Here is a 16,100-nt window from a genome sequence, read left to right as displayed (position 1 = left end):
GGTGCGTGCTACTCGCCCTCGGTGTGCTCGAGCATGCCGGACTGGATCTCGCGCATGGCGATCGACAGCGGCTTCTCGCGCGGGCCCGGCTCGACCAGCGGGCCGACGTACTCCAGCAGGCCCTCGCCGAGCTGCGAGTAGTAGTCGTTGATCTGCCGGGCGCGCTTGGCCGCGTAGATGACCAGCGCGTACTTCGAGCTGACCTGGCCGAGCAGGTCGTCGATCGGCGGGTAGGTGATGCCCTCGGGGGCGGTGGTGCCGGTAGGCGTGCTCACGTACTCACTCCTGAAGCGAAAGGGGGACCGGGGGCCTCAGACGGCGTCCCGGCCGACCGCCAATGCTACCAACCGGCCGATCACGGTCTGCAGGTCGTCGTTGACGACGACCTCGTCGAACTCGTCGCGGGCCGCCATCTCCTCGATCGCGGTCCGCAACCGGCGCTCGCGCTGCTCCGGGGTGTCGGTGCCGCGGTCGGTCAGCCTGCGGGCCAGCTCCTCCATCGAGGGCGGCGCGACGAACACCGTGAGCGCCTCCGGGACCAGTGCCTTCACCGCCCGGGCGCCCTGCAGGTCGACCTCGACGAGGACCGGCCGGCCGGCGCCGAGCGCCTGCTCGACGGGCTCCCGCGGCGTGCCGGAGCGCTGCAGCCCGCCGTGCACCTCGGCCCACTCGAGCAGGTCGCCGCGCTCGATCAGCGCGTCGAACCGCTCGCGGGTGACGAAGTGGTAGTCACGGCCGTCCACCTCGCCCGGCCGCGGGGGCCGGGTGGTGGCGGACACACTGAACAGCAGCTCCGGCAGCGCCTCGCGCAGTCCCGCGACCACGTGGCTCTTCCCCACGCCGGACGGACCGGCCAGCACGAGCAGCCGCCCGCGGGCCGGTCGCCCGGGCTGCTCGGAGCGCACGGCGGAGGAGGTTCCGGTCACGGGATGCGCCGATCAGCTCGGGTAGCGGTCGAGCAGGGCCTTGCGCTGGCGGTCGCCGAGGCCGCGCAGCCGGCGGCTGGTCGCGATCTCCAGCTCCTCCATGATCTGCTGCGCACGGACCTTGCCGACGTTCGGCAGGGCCTCGAGCAGCGCCGAGACCTTCATCTTGCCGAGCACCTCGTCGGTCTCGGCCTGCTTCAGCACCTCCTCGAGGGTGGTGCCGCCGCGCTTGAGACGGTCCTTCAGCTCCGCTCGGGCCCGGCGCGCGGCCGCAGCCTTCTCCAGCGCGGCGGCGCGCTGTTCCTCGGTCAGCTGGGGAAGGGCCACGGTGTTGCCTCCGTACTCTCCGTGTCGAACACGTCGTTCTCGTCGCCGCCGCAGCGGCGGCCGGGTGGTGGGTCGCACCGACCCGTCCGGGGGACGTCCCCGGAGCCGCGATCGAACGTACCCACGACGTCCAGTAGGGCGTCAATGGGGGTCCCACCACCGGTTTCGCCGTCCTCATGGTGATCAACGGCACGCCGTCCGGCGGCCCGACGTCCGCCGCCGGGCTCGCCCGGACGGCGGGTCGGCGCACCGGTCACCCCCGGCGTGCGGTCCGGCGCGGGCACGGACGCGCCCAGTCGCCGCCCGGTTGCGCCGACGGTCACCGGGCGTGCCGGACGGGCCGGTCGGCGTACGCCGACCGGCCGTCCACCGACCGGGGCAGCACATCCGGCCCGGTCCCGCACTGCGACGGGTCAGGGTGTCGCGCAGCAGGTCCGGCCGGCGGTGTGCCGGTGCGGAACGGGCCCGCCCGGGGGGCTCAGTGCGATCCGGCGCGGGCCGAGGCGAGCTCCTCCCCCAGCGCCAGCGCGGCGCTGCGCAGGGCGGCCGGGGCGGGCCCCGCGGCGAGCACCGACCGGGCCGCGGCGGGCAGCACCGGACCGGCCGTCCCGGCGAACCGGGAGGAGACGACGTCGGCCGGGCCGGCGCCCTGCGCGCCGAGCCCGGGCACCAGCACCGGCCCGTTCAGCGCGGCCAGGTCGAGGCCGTGCTCACGGGTCCCGCCGACGACGACGCCGACGTCCCCGGCGCCGGCCGGCGCACCGGCGTTGCGGGCCGCGGCGGCGTCGACGACCGCCTGGGCGACGCTGCGCCCGTCCAGCGCGGCCAGCTGCACCGTCGCGCCCTCCGGGTTGGACGTCCTGGCCAGCACGAACAGCCCGCGTCCGGCCTCGGCGGCGGCCACCAGGGCCGGTTCCAGCGAGTCGAAGCCCAGGTACGGCGACACGGTGAGCGCGTCGGCGCCGAGCGGGGCGCCGATCCGCAGGTAGGCGTCGGCGTAGCCGTCCATCGTGGACCCGATGTCGCCGCGCTTGGCGTCAAGCAGGGTCAGCGTGGGGGTCTGCGCGAACCCGGCCAGCAGCCGCTCCAGGACGGCGACGCCGGCCGCGCCGTGCCGCTCGAAGAACGCCGACTGCGGCTTCACGACGGCGACCGCACCGGCGAACCCGTCCAGGCAGGCGTCGGCGAACCGGGCCAATCCGTCGGCGTCGTCGGTGAGGCCCCACTGCGCGAGCAGCGCCGGGTGCGGGTCGATCCCGGCGCACAGCGGGCCGTGCGCGGCGACCGCGCCGGCCAGCCGCGCACCGAACCCGGTCACGAGCCGGACCGCAGCGCCGCGTGCGCCTGCTGCAGTGACCGGACGCCCAGCCCGCCGGAGGCGAGCGCCTCGATGCCCTGCACGGCGGCCGCCGCCCCCTGCACCGTGGTGATGCACGGGACGCCGCGGGACACCGCGGCGGCCCGGATCTCGTAGCCGTCCACCCGGGGGCCCGGGTTCCCGACCGGCGTGTTGACGATCAGGTCGACCTCGCCGGCCAGGATCGTGTCCACGATGGTCGGGTTCTCCGGCGACGAACCGGACGAGTGCTTGCGCACCACGGTGACGGTGATCCCGTTGCGGCGCAGCATCTCCGCCGTCCCCTCGGTGGCCAGCACCTGGAACCCGATGTCGGCCAGGCGGCGCACCGGGAACACCATCGCCCGCTTGTCCCGGTCGGCGATGGACACGAACACGGTGCCCGACACGGGCAGCGAGCCGTAGGCCGCGGCCTGCGACTTCGCGAACGCCGGGCCGAACGCGGAGTCGAAGCCCATGACCTCACCGGTGGACTTCATCTCCGGGCCGAGCAGCGGATCGACGCCCTGGCCCGCGGTGTTGCGGAACCGGTTGAACGGCAGCACCGCCTCCTTCACCGCGACCGGCGAGTCGGCGGGCAGCGCGCCGCCGTCGCCCTCGGCCGGGAGCAGGCCCTCCGCCCGCAGCTCGGCGATGGTGGCGCCGAGCATGATCCGGGCGGCCGCCTTGGCCAGCGGGACCGAGGTGGCCTTGGACACGAACGGCACCGTCCGGGACGCCCGCGGGTTGGCCTCCAGCACGTAGAGCACGTCGCCGTGCAGCGCGTACTGCACGTTGAGCAGGCCGCGGACGCCGACGCCGTGCGCGATCCCGGCGGTCGCCTCGCGCACCTTGGCCAGCACCGAGCTGCCCAGGGTGATCGGCGGCAGCGTGCACGACGAGTCCCCGGAGTGCACCCCGGCCTCCTCGATGTGCTCCATCACGCCGCCGAGGTAGACCTCGTCGCCGTCGCAGAGGGCGTCGACGTCGATCTCGATGGCGTCGTCGAGGAAGCGGTCGACGAGCACCGGGCGGTCCGGCGAGATGGTGGTGGCGCGGGCGATGTAGCCGGCCAGCGTCGCCTCGTCGTAGACGATCTCCATGCCGCGCCCGCCGAGCACGTAGGACGGCCGCACCAGCACCGGGTAGCCGATCCGGGCGGCGATCTCCCGGGCCCCCTCGAAGCTGGTCGCCATGCCGAACTCGGGGGCCGGCAGGCCCGCCTTGCGCAGCACCTCGCCGAACGCGCCGCGGTCCTCGGCGAGGTCGATCGCCGCCGCGGAGGTCCCGACGACCGGCACCCCGGCCTCGGTGAGCCGCTGCGCCAGGCCCAGCGGCGTCTGCCCGCCGAGCTGCACGATGACGCCCGCGACGGTGCCGGAGGCCTGCTCGGCGTGCACGACCTCCAGCACGTCCTCGAAGGTGAGCGGCTCGAAGTACAGGCGGTCGGCGGTGTCGTAGTCGGTGGACACCGTCTCCGGGTTGCAGTTGACCATGACGGTCTCGTAGCCGGCGGCCCGCAGCGCCATCACGGCGTGCACGCAGGAGTAGTCGAACTCGATGCCCTGCCCGATCCGGTTCGGCCCGGAGCCGAGGATCAGGACCTTCTCCTTCGCCGTCTGCGGGGCGATCTCGGACTCGGCGGACGGGTCGGTCTCGTAGGCCGAGTAGTGGTACGGCGTCCTCGCGGCGAACTCGGCGGCGCAGGTGTCGACGGTCTTGTAGACCGGCCGGATCCCGAGCCGGTGCCGCAGCGAGCGGACGCCGTCCTCGCCGGCGAACTCCGGCCGCACGGCGGCGAGCTGGCGGTCGGACAGGCCGTGCCGCTTGGCCCGGCGCAGCAGCGCGGCGTCGAGCACCGGGGCGGCCTCGATCTCCGCGCGCAGCTCGCCGAGCAGCGCGATCTGGTCGACGAACCACGGATCGACGCCGGAGTTCTTGGCGACGTCGGTCACGCTCTGACCGGTCCGCAGCGCCCGCTCCAGCTCGTAGATGCGGCCGTCCACCGGGACGGTGTACTCGGGCTCGCCCTCCGGGTCGGGCGCGGTCCAGAAGCCGGCCCGGGCGCGCTCCATCGAGCGCATCGCCTTGCCCAGCGCCTCCGCGAACGACCGGCCCAGCGCCATCGCCTCACCGACCGACTTCATGGTCGTGGTCAGCTCCGGATCGGCGCCCGGGAACTTCTCGAACGCGAACCGCGGGATCTTGACCGCGACGTAGTCGAGCGTCGGCTCGAACGCGGCGATCGTCTCGCCGGTGATGTCGTTGCGGATCTCGTCGAGGGTGTAGCCGACCGCGAGCCGGGCGGCGATCTTGGCGATCGGGAAGCCGGTGGCCTTGGAGGCGAGCGCGCTGGACCGGGAGACCCGCGGGTTCATCTCGATCACGACGAGCCGGCCGGTCTCGGGGTGCACCGCGAACTGGATGTTGCAGCCGCCGGTGTCGACGCCGACCGCGCGCAGCACGGCGATCCCGACGTCGCGCATGTGCTGGTACTCGCGGTCGGTCAGGGTCATCGCCGGCGCGACGGTGATCGAGTCGCCGGTGTGCACGCCCATCGGGTCGAGGTTCTCGATCGAGCAGACGACGACCACGTTGTCGCGGTGGTCGCGCATCAGCTCGAGCTCGTACTCCTTCCAGCCGAGCACGGACTCCTCGATCAGCACCTCGGTGACCGGGGACGCGGCGAGCCCGGCGCCGGCCAGCCGCTCCAGCTCCTCGGCCGAGTGCGCCAGGCCGGAGCCGAGCCCGCCCATCGTGAACGACGGCCGGATGACCACCGGCAGACCGAGCTCGGCGGCGGCCTCGCGGACCTCCTCCATCGAGTGGCAGACCCGCGAGCGCGGGACGTCGCCGCCGATCGAGGTGACGATGTCCTTGAACTTGAGCCGGTCCTCGCCGCGCTGGATCGCCTCGACGTCGGCGCCGATCAGCTCGACGCCGTAGCGCTCCAGCACGCCGTTCTCGTGCAGCGCGATCGCGGTGTTCAGCGCGGTCTGGCCGCCGAGGGTGGCGAGGATCGCGTCCGGCCGCTCCGTGGCGATCACCTTCTCGACGAACTCCGGGGTGATCGGCTCGACGTAGGTGGCGTCGGCGAACTCCGGGTCGGTCATGATCGTCGCCGGGTTGGAGTTGACCAGCGAGACGCGGATGCCCTCGGCCTGCAGCACCCGGCACGCCTGGGTCCCGGAGTAGTCGAACTCGCAGGCCTGGCCGATGACGATCGGCCCGGAGCCGATCACCATCACGTGGTCGATGTCGTCGCGGCGGGGCATCAGTTCTCCTCCTGCCGGGCCTGCTCGGCGTCGGCGCTTCCGGCCGGGGGTGGTGGCCAGGGTCGGTCGTCGACCGGGCCGGACCGGCCGGTCACCGGATCGGCGTCGCGCTCGGGGGTGTGCGGCGCGGCCGGGCCGCCGGGTGCACCGCCCTCGCGGCGCAGCGCGTTCTCGATGTCGGAGAACGGCGCGGTCAGCGGGTCCGGCGTGCCGGGGCCCGGCACGGTGGGCAGCCTGCTGGTCGGCGGCTCGTCGGCCGGGCCGGACACGGGGGCGCCACCGGTCCGGCCGGCCGCCGGGGCGCCGCCGGGCGGGGTGACCGGCAGCCGGGTGGTCGATGCGGGGTCGTCAGCCGGGCCGGCCGGGTCGACACCGGCCGGGCCGGCCCGATCGACACCGGCCGGGCCGGCCTGATCGACACCGGCCGGGCCGGCCTGATCGACACCGCCCGGGCCGGCCCGATCGACACCGGCCGGGCCGGCCTGATCGACACCGCCCGGGCCGGCGGCGCGGTCCGGGTTCAGGTCGACCGAGGGGCCCGCCGTCGCCGACGGCGGTGCCACCGGGGACGGCTGCGCGGTCTGCGCCGGTGCCTGCCGGACGGGCCGGGGGACGGCGCCGCCGGCCGCACCGGGCTCGCCGGTGGCGGCCCCGGACACGGCGCCGGTGACCGGGTCGCCGCCGGTGCCGTGGGCGGGACCGGACACGGCGCCGGTGGCCGGATCGGGATCCGGCGCGGGGCCGCCGGCCGCCGGGTCCGGCAGGTCGTCCCGGTCCGGCAGGGCGTCCCGGTCCGCATGGTCGTGCTGATCCGGGAGGTCGTCCGGGGCCGGGTACGGCACCGGCTCGGCGCCGTCCGGGCGGCGCGCGGCGACACCGGCGTAGCCGACCGGGTTGTCGGTCATGAGCTGGGCGAACCGGTCGAACAGGTCGGCCGCGTCGTGCGGGCCGGCCGCCGCCTCCGGGTGGTACTGCACCGAGAACGCCGGGAAGTCGATCCCGGCCATGCCCTCCACGCAGCCGTCGTTCGGGCAGGTGTGGGTGATCGCGGCGCGGCCGTAGGGGGTGTCGAACTCCTCGCCCGCCTCGCCGGCGACGGCGAAGCCGTGGTTCTGCGAGGTGATCGCGACCCGGCCGGTGGCGTGCTCGATCACCGGGATGTTGATGCCGCGGTGCCCGTAGCGCAGCTTGTAGGTGTCCCGGCCGAGCGCGCGGCCCAGGATCTGGTTGCCGAAGCAGATGCCGAACAGCGGGATCCGCCGCTGGAGCACCTGCCGGGTGAGTGCGACCGGCCCGTCGGCGGTCGCCGGGTCCCCGGGGCCGTTCGCGACGAAGAACCCGTCCGGGCGCAGCGACTCGATCTCCTCGATCGTGCTGGACGCGGGCAGCACGTGCACCTCGATGCCGCGGGCCGCCATCATCCGCGGGGTGTTGTACTTGATCCCGACGTCCAGCGCGGCGACGACGAACCGGCGCTCCCCCACCGCGGGCACCACGTAGGGCTCGGCGGTGGTGACGGCGCCGTAGAGGTCGGCGCCCTCCATCTGCGGGCTCTGCCGGACCCGGTCGACGAGCTCGTCGTCGTCGGCCAGCGCGTCGCCGGAGAAGACCCCGGCGCGCATCGCGCCCCGCTCGCGCAGGTGCCGCACCGCGGCCCGGGTGTCGATCCCGGCGATCCCGACGACGCCCTGGGCGCGCAGCGCGTCCTCCAGCGATCCGGTCGCCCGCCAGTTCGACGGCCGCCGGGACGGGTCGCGGACCACGTAGCCCGCGACCTGGATGCGGGCCGACTCGTCGTCCTCGTCGTTCCAGCCGGTGTTGCCGATCTGCGGTGCGGTCTGCAGCACGATCTGCCGGTGGTACGACGGGTCGGTCAGGGTCTCCTGGTAGCCGGTCATCCCGGTGGTGAACACGGCCTCGCCGAGGCTCTGGCCGGTCGCACCGTAGGACTCGCCGCGGAAGATCCGGCCGTCCTCGAGGACCAGCAGGGCGCTACCGTCCCCGCCGCCACCGTCCCGCGTGCTCCGTGCGCTGCCCGTGCTCGTCATGCCTGAACCTTCCCGTCCCGCGCGGTGATCCGGCCACGCAGGACCGTCGCGACCACCGCACCGGGCAGCCGCATTCCCTCGTACGGCGTGTTCGCCGCCTTGCTCGCCAGGTTCGCGCCGCGGACCGTCCAGACCGCGTCCGGGTCGACGAGCGCGAACGTCGCCGGCTCGCCCTCGGCGATCGGCCTGCCCTGGTCGGCCAGCCTGCCGATCTCGGCCGGGCGCTCGGAGAGCACCCGCGCCACGCCGTGCCAGTCCAGCAGGCCCGGCTCGACCATCGTCTCGATCAGCACCGACAGCGCCGTCTGCAGGCCCAGCATGCCCGGTTTGGCGGCCTGCCACTCGGTGTCCTTGTACTGCGCGGCGTGCGGCGCGTGGTCGGTGGCGACGACGTCGATCACGCCCTCGGCCAGCGCCTCGCGCATCGCGCGGGTGTCCTCCGCGGTGCGCAGCGGCGGGTTCACCTTGTTCACCGGGTCGTAGCCGGTCAGCCGGCCGTCGGTGAGCAGCAGGTGGTGCGGGGTCACCTCGGCCGACACCTGCACGCCCTGCGCCTTCGCCGCGCGCAGCACGTCGATCGTGCGGGCGGTCGAGATGTGGCAGACGTGCAGCCGGGCGCGGGCCTCGCGGGCCAGCGCGCAGTCCCGGGCGACGATGGTCTCCTCGGCCGTCGCGGGCCAGCCGGTCAGGCCGAGCCGGGCCGCGACCGCGCCCTCGTGCGCCTGCGCGCCGACGGTGAGCCGGTGGTCCTCGGCGTGCTGGGCGACGACCGCGTCCAGCGCCGAGGCGTACTCCAGCGCGCGGCGCATGATCAGCGGGTCGTTCACGCAGCGGCCGTCGTCGGAGAACATCCGGACGGCGGCCCGGGAGTTCGCCATCGTGCCCAGCTCGGCGAGGCGCTCGCCGCCGAGCCCGACGGTGACCGCGCCGACCGGGTGCACGTCGACCAGGCCGATCTCGGCGCCGCGCCGCCACACGTGCTCGACGACGACGTCGGAGTCGGCGACCGGGTCGGTGTTCGGCATCGCGAACACGGCGGTGAACCCGCCCAGTGCGGCGGCGTGGCTGCCGGTCTCGATCGTCTCCGACTCCTCGCCGCCGGGCTCGCGCAGGTGCACGTGCAGGTCGACGAAGCCGGGCAGCAGGACCGCGCCGCCGGCGTCGAGCACCTCGACGTCCTCCGGGGCGTCCAGGCCGGTGCCGATGGCGGTCACGACGCCGTCGGTGACCAGCAGGTCGGTCGGGTCGCCGCCGTAGGGCCGGGCGTCGGTGATCAGGAGGTCGGTCATGCTGTTCACTCCGGTGCTCCGGCGAGAAGGTGGTAGAGGACGGCCATCCGCACGTGCACACCGGTGCGCACCTGCTGCAGGACGGCGGAGTTCGGCGCGTCGGCGACCGCGGGTGCGATCTCCATGCCGCGCACCATCGGGCCCGGGTGCAGCACCACGGCGTGCCCGGCGAGCAGCGCGGCCCGGTCCGCGGAGAGGCCGTAGCCGATCGCGTACTCGCGGGCGGACGGGAAGAACCCGCCGTGCATCCGCTCGGCCTGCACCCGCAGCATCATCACCGCGTCGGCCGCCGGCAGCTCGGCGTCCAGGCCGTGCGCGACCCGGCACGGCCACTGCTCGACCCCGGCGGGCAGCAGCGTCGGCGGCGCCACCAGCACCACCTCGGCGCCCAGGGTGGCCAGCAGCAGCACGTTGGACCGGGCCACCCGCGAGTGCAGGACGTCGCCGACGATCACGATCCGCCGTCCGGCGATCCCGCCGAGCCGGTCCCGCAGCGTCGCCGCGTCGAGCAGCGCCTGGGTGGGGTGCTCGTGCGTGCCGTCCCCGGCGTTCACGATCGCGGTCGGGGTGCCGGTCGCCTCCCGGGACGCGTCCACCCACTGCGCCAGCCGGTGCGCCGCACCGGAGGCCGGGTGCCGGACGACCACGCAGTCGGCGCCCATCGAGGACAGCGTCAGCGCGGTGTCGCGCAGCGACTCGCCCTTCGACACCGACGAGCCGGACGCGGCGACGTTCACCGTGTCCGCGCTCATCCACTTGCCGGCGATCTCGAACGACACCCGGGTGCGGGTGGAGTTCTCGTAGAACATCGTGATGACCGTCCGGCCGCGCAGCGTCGGCAGCTTGCGGACCTCGCGGCCGAGTAGCGCCTGGCGCAGCCGGTCGGCGGTGTCCAGCAGCGCCGTCGCCTCGCTGGCGTCGAGATCGGCGACCGAGAGCAGGTGCCTCACGAGGGCTCCTCCTGGGTGATCCAGACGCCGTCCCGGGCGTCGATCTCGGTGAGCGAGAGCAGGATCTGCTCCGAGCGCGAGGTCGGCACGTTCTTGCCGACGTAGTCGGCGCGGATCGGCAGCTCCCGGTGCCCGCGGTCGACCAGGACGGCGAGCTGCACGATCCGCGGGCGGCCCTCGTCGCGCAGCGCGTCCAGTGCGGCGCGGGTGGTGCGGCCGGACATCAGCACGTCGTCGACGAGCACGACGAGCTTGTCGTCCACCCCGCCCTCGGGGACGGCGGTGGACTCCAGCGCGCGGGCCGGGCCGCGGCGCAGGTCGTCGCGGTAGAGGGTGGCGTCCACCGACCCGACCGCGGGGGCGACGCCGGTGAACTCGGCGATCGCCGCGGCCAGCCGGTGCGCCAGGTGGACACCCCGGGTCGGGACGCCGAGCAGGACGAGATCGTCCGGGCTGTCCGGGCCGAAGGCGGTCTTCTCGATGATCTGGTGCGCGATGCGCGCGATGGTGCGGGTGACGTCGGCGGCGCTGAGCAGTTCCCGGCCGGGATCCTGCGCACCGACGTCCCCGCGGCGGTTCTGCGCCACGAGGTGTGCTCCTTCCCCGCCTCACCGGACGGGTCTTAAAGGACGGTGTTGCCGCACCAACCTAGCAACCGGCGCCGGGGCACCGCGGCCCGGCCGCAGCGCGTCACAGGGCGAGCCGGGCCACACCCCCACCACCCGATCGAGGTCACGGTCCGGTGACGATCCGCAGTGGCCGTGGTCGTCCGCGGCGGTCGTCATGCGATACCCGATTCTGCCCATGCGGGGGCCCCGGGAGGTGTGGTCCACCCCGTGCCCCGGCACCCACCGCTACCGCTGACGAGGGACACGGACTGCCCCGTTCGTGTGGGAAACCGCTCGTCAACCCCCCGAGCAGGGGGTCGAACTTGACCGCGCCGGACCCGACCCGGAAGATTACTCTCCGTATCAAACAGGGAACGTGCAGCAGTGTCGCAGGGCGCGCGACGGACACCGGATCCGGACGCGCCACGCGGCACCGGGCTCACCGCCGGAGACCGGGGACCACCCACAGGGGCTACGGCGGGGCGGGGTCCGGCGCACCGCCGGTGACCGACCCGTCCGCCGCCGGCACGCCACCGTCAGGAACGAGGGGATCGATGGGCGACTACGCCAAGGCGCTCGGGGGGAAGCTCCGGGCGATCAGGCAGCAGCAGGGGCTGTCGCTGCACGGCGTCGAGCAGAAGTCCGGCGGACGCTGGAAGGCGGTCGTCGTGGGCTCCTACGAGCGCGGCGACCGTGCGGTCACCGTGCAGAAGCTGGCCGAGCTGGCCGACTTCTACGGGGTGCCGGTGGCCGAGCTGCTCCCCGAGGGACGCATCCCGTCCGGCAGCGAGCCGGCCACCAAGATCGTGATCAACCTGGAGCGGCTGCAGCAGCTGCCCGCGGACAAGGTGGGCCCGCTGGCCCGCTACGCGGCGGCCATCCAGAGCCAGCGCGGCGACTACAACGGCAAGGTCCTCTCGATCCGCGCCGAGGACCTCCGCTCGCTGGCGATCATCTACGACATGTCGCCCGGTGAGCTGACCGACCAGCTCATCGAGTGGGGTGTGCTACCTCCCGAGGCACGCCCGGGCGGCCAGGTGGGATGATCGGGTCCGCACCGGTCGCGCCCCAGGGGAAGGGCGGCGCGTCCGGTGTACGGCCCGGCGGTGGCGGCCGGGGGTCTCAGCACAGTCCCCCCGGCCGCCACCGACCGGTACCTCGCACGACGACGGCCCGCACCCCCTCGCGGAGAGGGGATGCGGGCCGTCGTCGTGCGCGGGGTCCTACAGCGTGGCGCGCAGGTGCTCGGCGATGTCGGAGATCTGGCCGAGCACGCCGTTGACGTAGCGCGGCGAGTCGTCGGTGGACAGCGTGCGGGCCAGCTCGACGGCCTCGGTGATCGCCACCGGGTCGTCGACGTCGTCCACCCACAGCAGCTCGTAGACGCCGATCCGGAGCAGCCCGCGGTCGACGGCGGGCATCCGGTCGACGCTCCAGCCCTCGGCGTGCTCGGCGATCAGCTGGTCGATCCGCTCCAGGTGGGTGGCGACGCCCTCCACCAGCTTCCCGGCGTACTCCTGCACCGGGGGCGCGTCGTCGGTCTCCCGGCGGGCGGCGAGCACCTCCAGCGGCGCCTCGGCGCGCGCCTCGGCCTCGAACAGGATGTCCAGGGCCCGTTTACGGGCCTTGGTGCGTGCGCGCACCTCAGCTCACGCGGCCGAGGTAGCGGCCGTCCCGGGTGTCGACCTTGACCCGGGTGCCGCTCTCCAGGAACAGCGGCACCTGGATCTCGGCGCCGGTCTCCAGGGTCGCCGGCTTGGTGCCGCCGGTCGAGCGGTCGCCCTGCAGGCCCGGGTCGGTGTGCGAGATGACGAGCTCCACCGAGGTGGGCAGCTCGACGAACAGCGGCTCGCCCTCGTGCAGCGACACCTGGGCGGAGGCGTTCTCCAGCAGGTACCGCGCGGCGTCGCCGACGGCCTTCTCCGAGATCGGGATCTGGTCGAAGGTGTCGCTGTCCATGAACACGAAGTCGGCGCCGTCGCGGTACAGGTAGGTCATGTCGCGGCGGTCCACGGTCGCGGTGTCGACCTTGGTGCCGGCGTTGAAGGTCTTGTCGACGACCTTGCCGGACATCACGTTCTTCAGCGTGGTGCGCACGAACGCACCGCCCTTGCCGGGCTTGACGTGCTGGAACGCCGTCACGGTCCACAGCTGGCCCTCGAGGTTCAGCACCAGGCCGTTCTTCAGGTCGTTCGTGGTCGCCACGTGCGCGCTCTCCTGATCGGGTGTCGGGGTCTGGCTGTCGGCACCGGGCGGCGAGTCACGCCGGACGAGCGGTGCGCCGGGCGCACCCACCCACGCGGGCGGTGCGCACCTGACGGACGAGGATACCGGCCGGGGCCACCTGCGAGGATGCCGGGTGGAGCTCGCGGGTGCGCGGGCGGTGCGCGGACGGACGGGGGTGCGGATGACGGTCCGGGTGGTGGTGGCCGACGACCAGGCGGTGGTCCGGGCCGGGCTGCGGACGGTGCTGGCGGCGGCGCCGGACATCGACGTCGTCGGGGAGGCGACCGACGGCGCCGCGGCGGCCGAGCTGGCCGAGTCGCTGCGCCCGGACGTCGTGCTGATGGACGTCCGGATGCCGGGGACCGACGGGATCGAGGGCACCCGGCGGATCCGGGCGCTGCGCGACCCGGCGATCCGGGTGCTGGTGGTCACCACGTTCGACCTGGACCGGCACGTCTACGACGCGCTGCGGGCCGGCGCGTCCGGGTTCGTGCTGAAGGACGTCGAGCCGGAGGACCTGCAGGTCGCGGTGCGCACCGTGCACGCAGGGCACGAGCTGTTCGCCCCGTCGGTGACGCGCCGGCTGGTCGGCTCGTTCGTACCGGCCCCGGCGGAGCCGGACACCGGACCCGCCGGGACGCTCACCGAGCGGGAGCGCGAGGTGCTCGCCCTGGTCGCGGCCGGCCTGTCCAACGCCGAGATCGCCGACCGGCTGGTGCTCGGCGGGACGACGGTGAAGACGCACGTGTCCAACCTGCTCGGCAAGCTGGTCCTGCGGGACCGGGTGCAGCTGGTGGTGTTCGCCTACGAGCACGGCCTGATCGGGAACGGCGCCGGGGACACCGGCGGCGGCGCGGGACGTGCGGGTGACCCGGGCCAGCGCTGATCCGGAGCCGGTGCCCGGGACCCGGGCCGGCGACCTCGCGCTGGCGGCGCTGGTGCTGCTGCTCGGCGCGCAGGAGCTCGTCTCGCTGTTCTCCGGCGATCCACTGGTCCGCGGGGTGCTGGCCGATCCGGCGGTCGCGGTCGTCGTCGGATCGGTGCTCGCCGCGGCGCAGGCCGCGACGATGCTGCTGCGCCGGCAGCGCCCGCGGGGCGCCTACCTGCTGATGGCCGCCCTGATGGCCGCGCAGCTCACCCTGGTCGGCGCGTTCGGCGTGTTCGGGTGGGGGTTCCTCGCGTTCGCCGTCGCGCGCTCGCCCGGCCGGGCCGCAGGCTGGCTGGTCCTTCCGCTGCCGGTCGCCCTCGCGATCCCCGCACTCGTCCGTTCCCGGGGGCTGCCGACCTCGCAGGAGATCGGCGAGCAGGTCGGGGCGGTCGTCGGGATGGGGCTCAACGCGGCGGCGCTGGTGCTGATCGGGGCGGTCACCGGGCGGTGGACGCGGGCCGCGGCCCGGCGGGCCGCCGAGCAGCGCCGGGAGACCGGGCGGCACCGGCGGGCGGCGGCGCTGGACGCCGAGCGGGCCCGGATCGCCGAGGAGATCGGCAGCGGGGTGCTGGCCGGGCTGCACCGGCTGGTCGACCGGGCGGCCCGGTTCGGCGACGCCACGCCCGGGCGGGCCGGGGTGACCGAGACCGAGCTGCGGGAGCTGCGCGGGCAGGCGCGGGCGGTGCTCGCCGCGATGCGCCGGGTGCTGGGGGTGCTGCGCTCCCCCGGCGAACCCGGCGAACCCGGCGAACCCGGCGACCCCGGCGACCCCGGCGACCCCGGGGGCCCCGGGGGCTCCGGGGGCTCCGGGGGCTCCGGCGGCCCCGCCGCCGGGCTGCCGACCAGCAGCGCGGGCGCAGCGCCCGGTGGCCGGAGCGACCCGGGTGGTCCGGGTGTGCTCGGAGGCCCCGGCGCGACCGGTGGGCTCCGTGGCCGGGTCCCCCCGCTGCCGGACCGGGCCGGGCTGCTCACCCTGGGCGCGTTCCTCGCCGTCGCGGCGTTGCTCGCGACGGTGCCGGCCGGGCTGACCGGCGACGACCAGGTCGACCTGTTCCTGGGCCTGCTGCGGCTGCCCCTCACCGATCCGGCCGCCGCGCTCGTCGTCGCCGTGCAGTTCGCCGCGATCGCCTGGTGGCGGACCGCCCCGGTGCCCGCCCTGCTGGTGTCGGGTGCCGGATCGTTCGCGGCGGGCGGCCTGGGCGGGGCCAACCTGTTCGCCGAGATGGGCTGGAGCCTGCTCGTGTGGGGCGCCGCGACCCGGGCACCGGTGCTCCGCTCCGGGACCGCCACCGTCGTCTCGTCCGCGCTGGTCGCGATCGGCGGGGCGCTGTTCGGCACCTGGGAGCGGCTGGGCCCCGGCACGGCGACGGCACTGTCGTTCCTCGCCGTCGTCCCGTTGTGGCTGGCCGGGGTGCTGGTCGGCAGGCACCGGCGGGCGACCGAGCAGCTGCGCCGGGAACGCGCCGACGCCGAGGACCGCGACGCCGTCGGCCGGGAACGGCTGCGGATGGCCCGCGAGCTGCACGACGTCGTCGCCCACCACGTGTCCGCGATCGCCGTGCAGGCCGGGGCGGCCCGGATGGCGGCCGATCCGGCGGTGCGGGCCGAGGCGCTCGCGCACATCGCCGAGTCCGGCGGGCGGATCGCCGAGGTGCTGCCGGAGCTGGCCGGTTCCACCCCGGACCCGCACGGGCTGGTCCTCGACCCGGACGGCGTCGACCGGCTGCTGGCCCCGTCCCGGGAGGCCGGGCTGCCGGTGCGCGCCGAGGTCACCGGCAGCCCGGCCGAGCCGCCGGGTGACGCCGAGCTGTTCGCCCAGCGGATCGTCACCGAGGCGCTCACCAACGTGCTCCGGCACGCCGGCCGCTCGGCCACCACGGTGCGGATCGGGCACGGTCCCGCGGAGGTGACCGTCGAGGTCGCCGACGGCGGCCCGGTGCCCGGGCACCGGCCCGACGACGCCGGTTCCGGGCTGGGGCTGGTCGGCATGCGGGAGCGGGTGGCGCTGCTCGGCGGCGAGCTGTCCGCCGGGCCGGACGGCCCGGGCTGGACGGTCCGGGCCACGCTCCCCCGCGGCCGGCTCGTCCCCGGGGACGAGACCGGCGGGCCGGTGATCTCGTCCGCGGCGCCGACGCGGGCGGACGGCGCCGGGCCCTAGCGTCGGAGGCCACCGACAGCGGTGTGCGA

At 75.1% G+C, this 16,100-nt stretch carries 13 protein-coding genes and 1 pseudogene; 3 read left to right on the top strand and 11 right to left on the bottom strand.

Going from position 1 to position 16,100, the window contains the following annotated elements:
• Positions 1–8: 8 nt before the first annotated feature.
• The 9 genes and pseudogenes from rpoZ to pyrR form a co-directional block, all read right to left on the bottom strand.
• A complete protein-coding gene (gene rpoZ, locus ABD160_RS28800; protein ID WP_344028351.1) occupies positions 9–275 on the bottom strand; it encodes a DNA-directed RNA polymerase subunit omega in 267 nt (88 codons plus the stop codon).
• A 36-nt stretch (positions 276–311) separates the two neighbouring features.
• The gene (gene gmk / locus ABD160_RS28795) at positions 312–926 is read right to left on the bottom strand and encodes a guanylate kinase (protein ID WP_344028348.1); all 615 of its coding nucleotides are present in this window, start codon (positions 924–926) and stop codon (positions 312–314) included.
• Between the two features lie 12 nt (positions 927–938).
• Positions 939–1,253, bottom strand: a complete 315-nt coding sequence (gene mihF, locus ABD160_RS28790) for an integration host factor, actinobacterial type (RefSeq protein WP_158092208.1) — start codon at positions 1,251–1,253, stop codon at positions 939–941.
• Positions 1,254–1,731: 478 nt separating this feature from the next.
• Positions 1,732–2,571 (bottom strand): orotidine-5'-phosphate decarboxylase, encoded by an 840-nt coding sequence (gene pyrF, locus ABD160_RS28785; RefSeq protein ID WP_344028340.1) that lies wholly within the window; start codon positions 2,569–2,571, stop codon positions 1,732–1,734.
• The gene (gene carB / locus ABD160_RS28780) at positions 2,568–5,864 is read right to left on the bottom strand and encodes a carbamoyl-phosphate synthase large subunit (protein ID WP_344028337.1); all 3,297 of its coding nucleotides are present in this window, start codon (positions 5,862–5,864) and stop codon (positions 2,568–2,570) included. Before carB ends, pyrF begins: the two co-directional genes overlap by 4 nt.
• 902 nt (positions 5,865–6,766) lie before the next feature.
• Positions 6,767–7,912 (bottom strand): annotated as a pseudogene (gene carA / locus ABD160_RS28775) (glutamine-hydrolyzing carbamoyl-phosphate synthase small subunit); the annotation flags it as partial.
• Entirely contained in the window at positions 7,909–9,201 is a 1,293-nt protein-coding gene (locus ABD160_RS28770) for a dihydroorotase (protein ID WP_344028334.1), read from the bottom strand. The pseudogene carA and the gene ABD160_RS28770, both read right to left, overlap by 4 nt.
• A 5-nt stretch (positions 9,202–9,206) precedes the next feature.
• Positions 9,207–10,151, bottom strand: coding sequence for an aspartate carbamoyltransferase catalytic subunit (locus ABD160_RS28765; protein WP_344028330.1), 945 nt, complete (start codon positions 10,149–10,151; stop codon positions 9,207–9,209).
• Positions 10,148–10,738 carry a bifunctional pyr operon transcriptional regulator/uracil phosphoribosyltransferase PyrR gene (gene pyrR, locus ABD160_RS28760; RefSeq protein WP_344028328.1) on the bottom strand — a complete coding sequence of 197 codons (591 nt, stop codon included), beginning with the start codon at positions 10,736–10,738 and terminating at the stop codon, positions 10,148–10,150. Before pyrR ends, ABD160_RS28765 begins: the two co-directional genes overlap by 4 nt.
• Before the next feature lie 575 nt (positions 10,739–11,313).
• Here pyrR and bldD point away from each other — a divergent pair.
• The gene (bldD, locus tag ABD160_RS28755) at positions 11,314–11,805 is read left to right on the top strand and encodes a transcriptional regulator BldD (protein ID WP_344028325.1); all 492 of its coding nucleotides are present in this window, start codon (positions 11,314–11,316) and stop codon (positions 11,803–11,805) included.
• 177 nt (positions 11,806–11,982) lie between these two features.
• Here the strand turns inward: bldD and nusB are convergent, their stop codons facing one another.
• Both nusB and efp read right to left on the bottom strand, forming a co-directional pair.
• Entirely contained in the window at positions 11,983–12,402 is a 420-nt protein-coding gene (nusB, locus tag ABD160_RS28750; RefSeq protein ID WP_344028323.1) for a transcription antitermination factor NusB, read from the bottom strand.
• A 1-nt stretch (position 12,403) separates the two neighbouring features.
• Positions 12,404–12,964, bottom strand: a complete 561-nt coding sequence (gene efp / locus ABD160_RS28745; RefSeq protein WP_344028320.1) for an elongation factor P — start codon at positions 12,962–12,964, stop codon at positions 12,404–12,406.
• 202 nt (positions 12,965–13,166) lie between these two features.
• On the opposite strand from efp, the gene ABD160_RS28740 reads away from it, so the two are divergent.
• On the top strand, positions 13,167–13,871 hold the full coding sequence (locus ABD160_RS28740; protein ID WP_344028428.1) for a response regulator: 705 nt from the start codon (positions 13,167–13,169) through the stop codon (positions 13,869–13,871).
• Entirely contained in the window at positions 13,852–16,071 is a 2,220-nt protein-coding gene (locus tag ABD160_RS28735) for a sensor histidine kinase (protein ID WP_344028318.1), read from the top strand. The genes ABD160_RS28740 and ABD160_RS28735 overlap by 20 nt, the downstream gene beginning before the upstream one ends.
• Positions 16,072–16,100: the final 29 nt, after the last annotated feature.

Origin of the sequence: Pseudonocardia kongjuensis (genome assembly GCF_039526905.1) — a bacterium.
In the GTDB taxonomy this organism is placed as follows: domain Bacteria; phylum Actinomycetota; class Actinomycetes; order Mycobacteriales; family Pseudonocardiaceae; genus Pseudonocardia; species Pseudonocardia kongjuensis.
The sequence above is the reverse complement of the archived record's forward strand: the minus strand, read 5'-3'. Positions and strand labels throughout refer to the sequence as shown.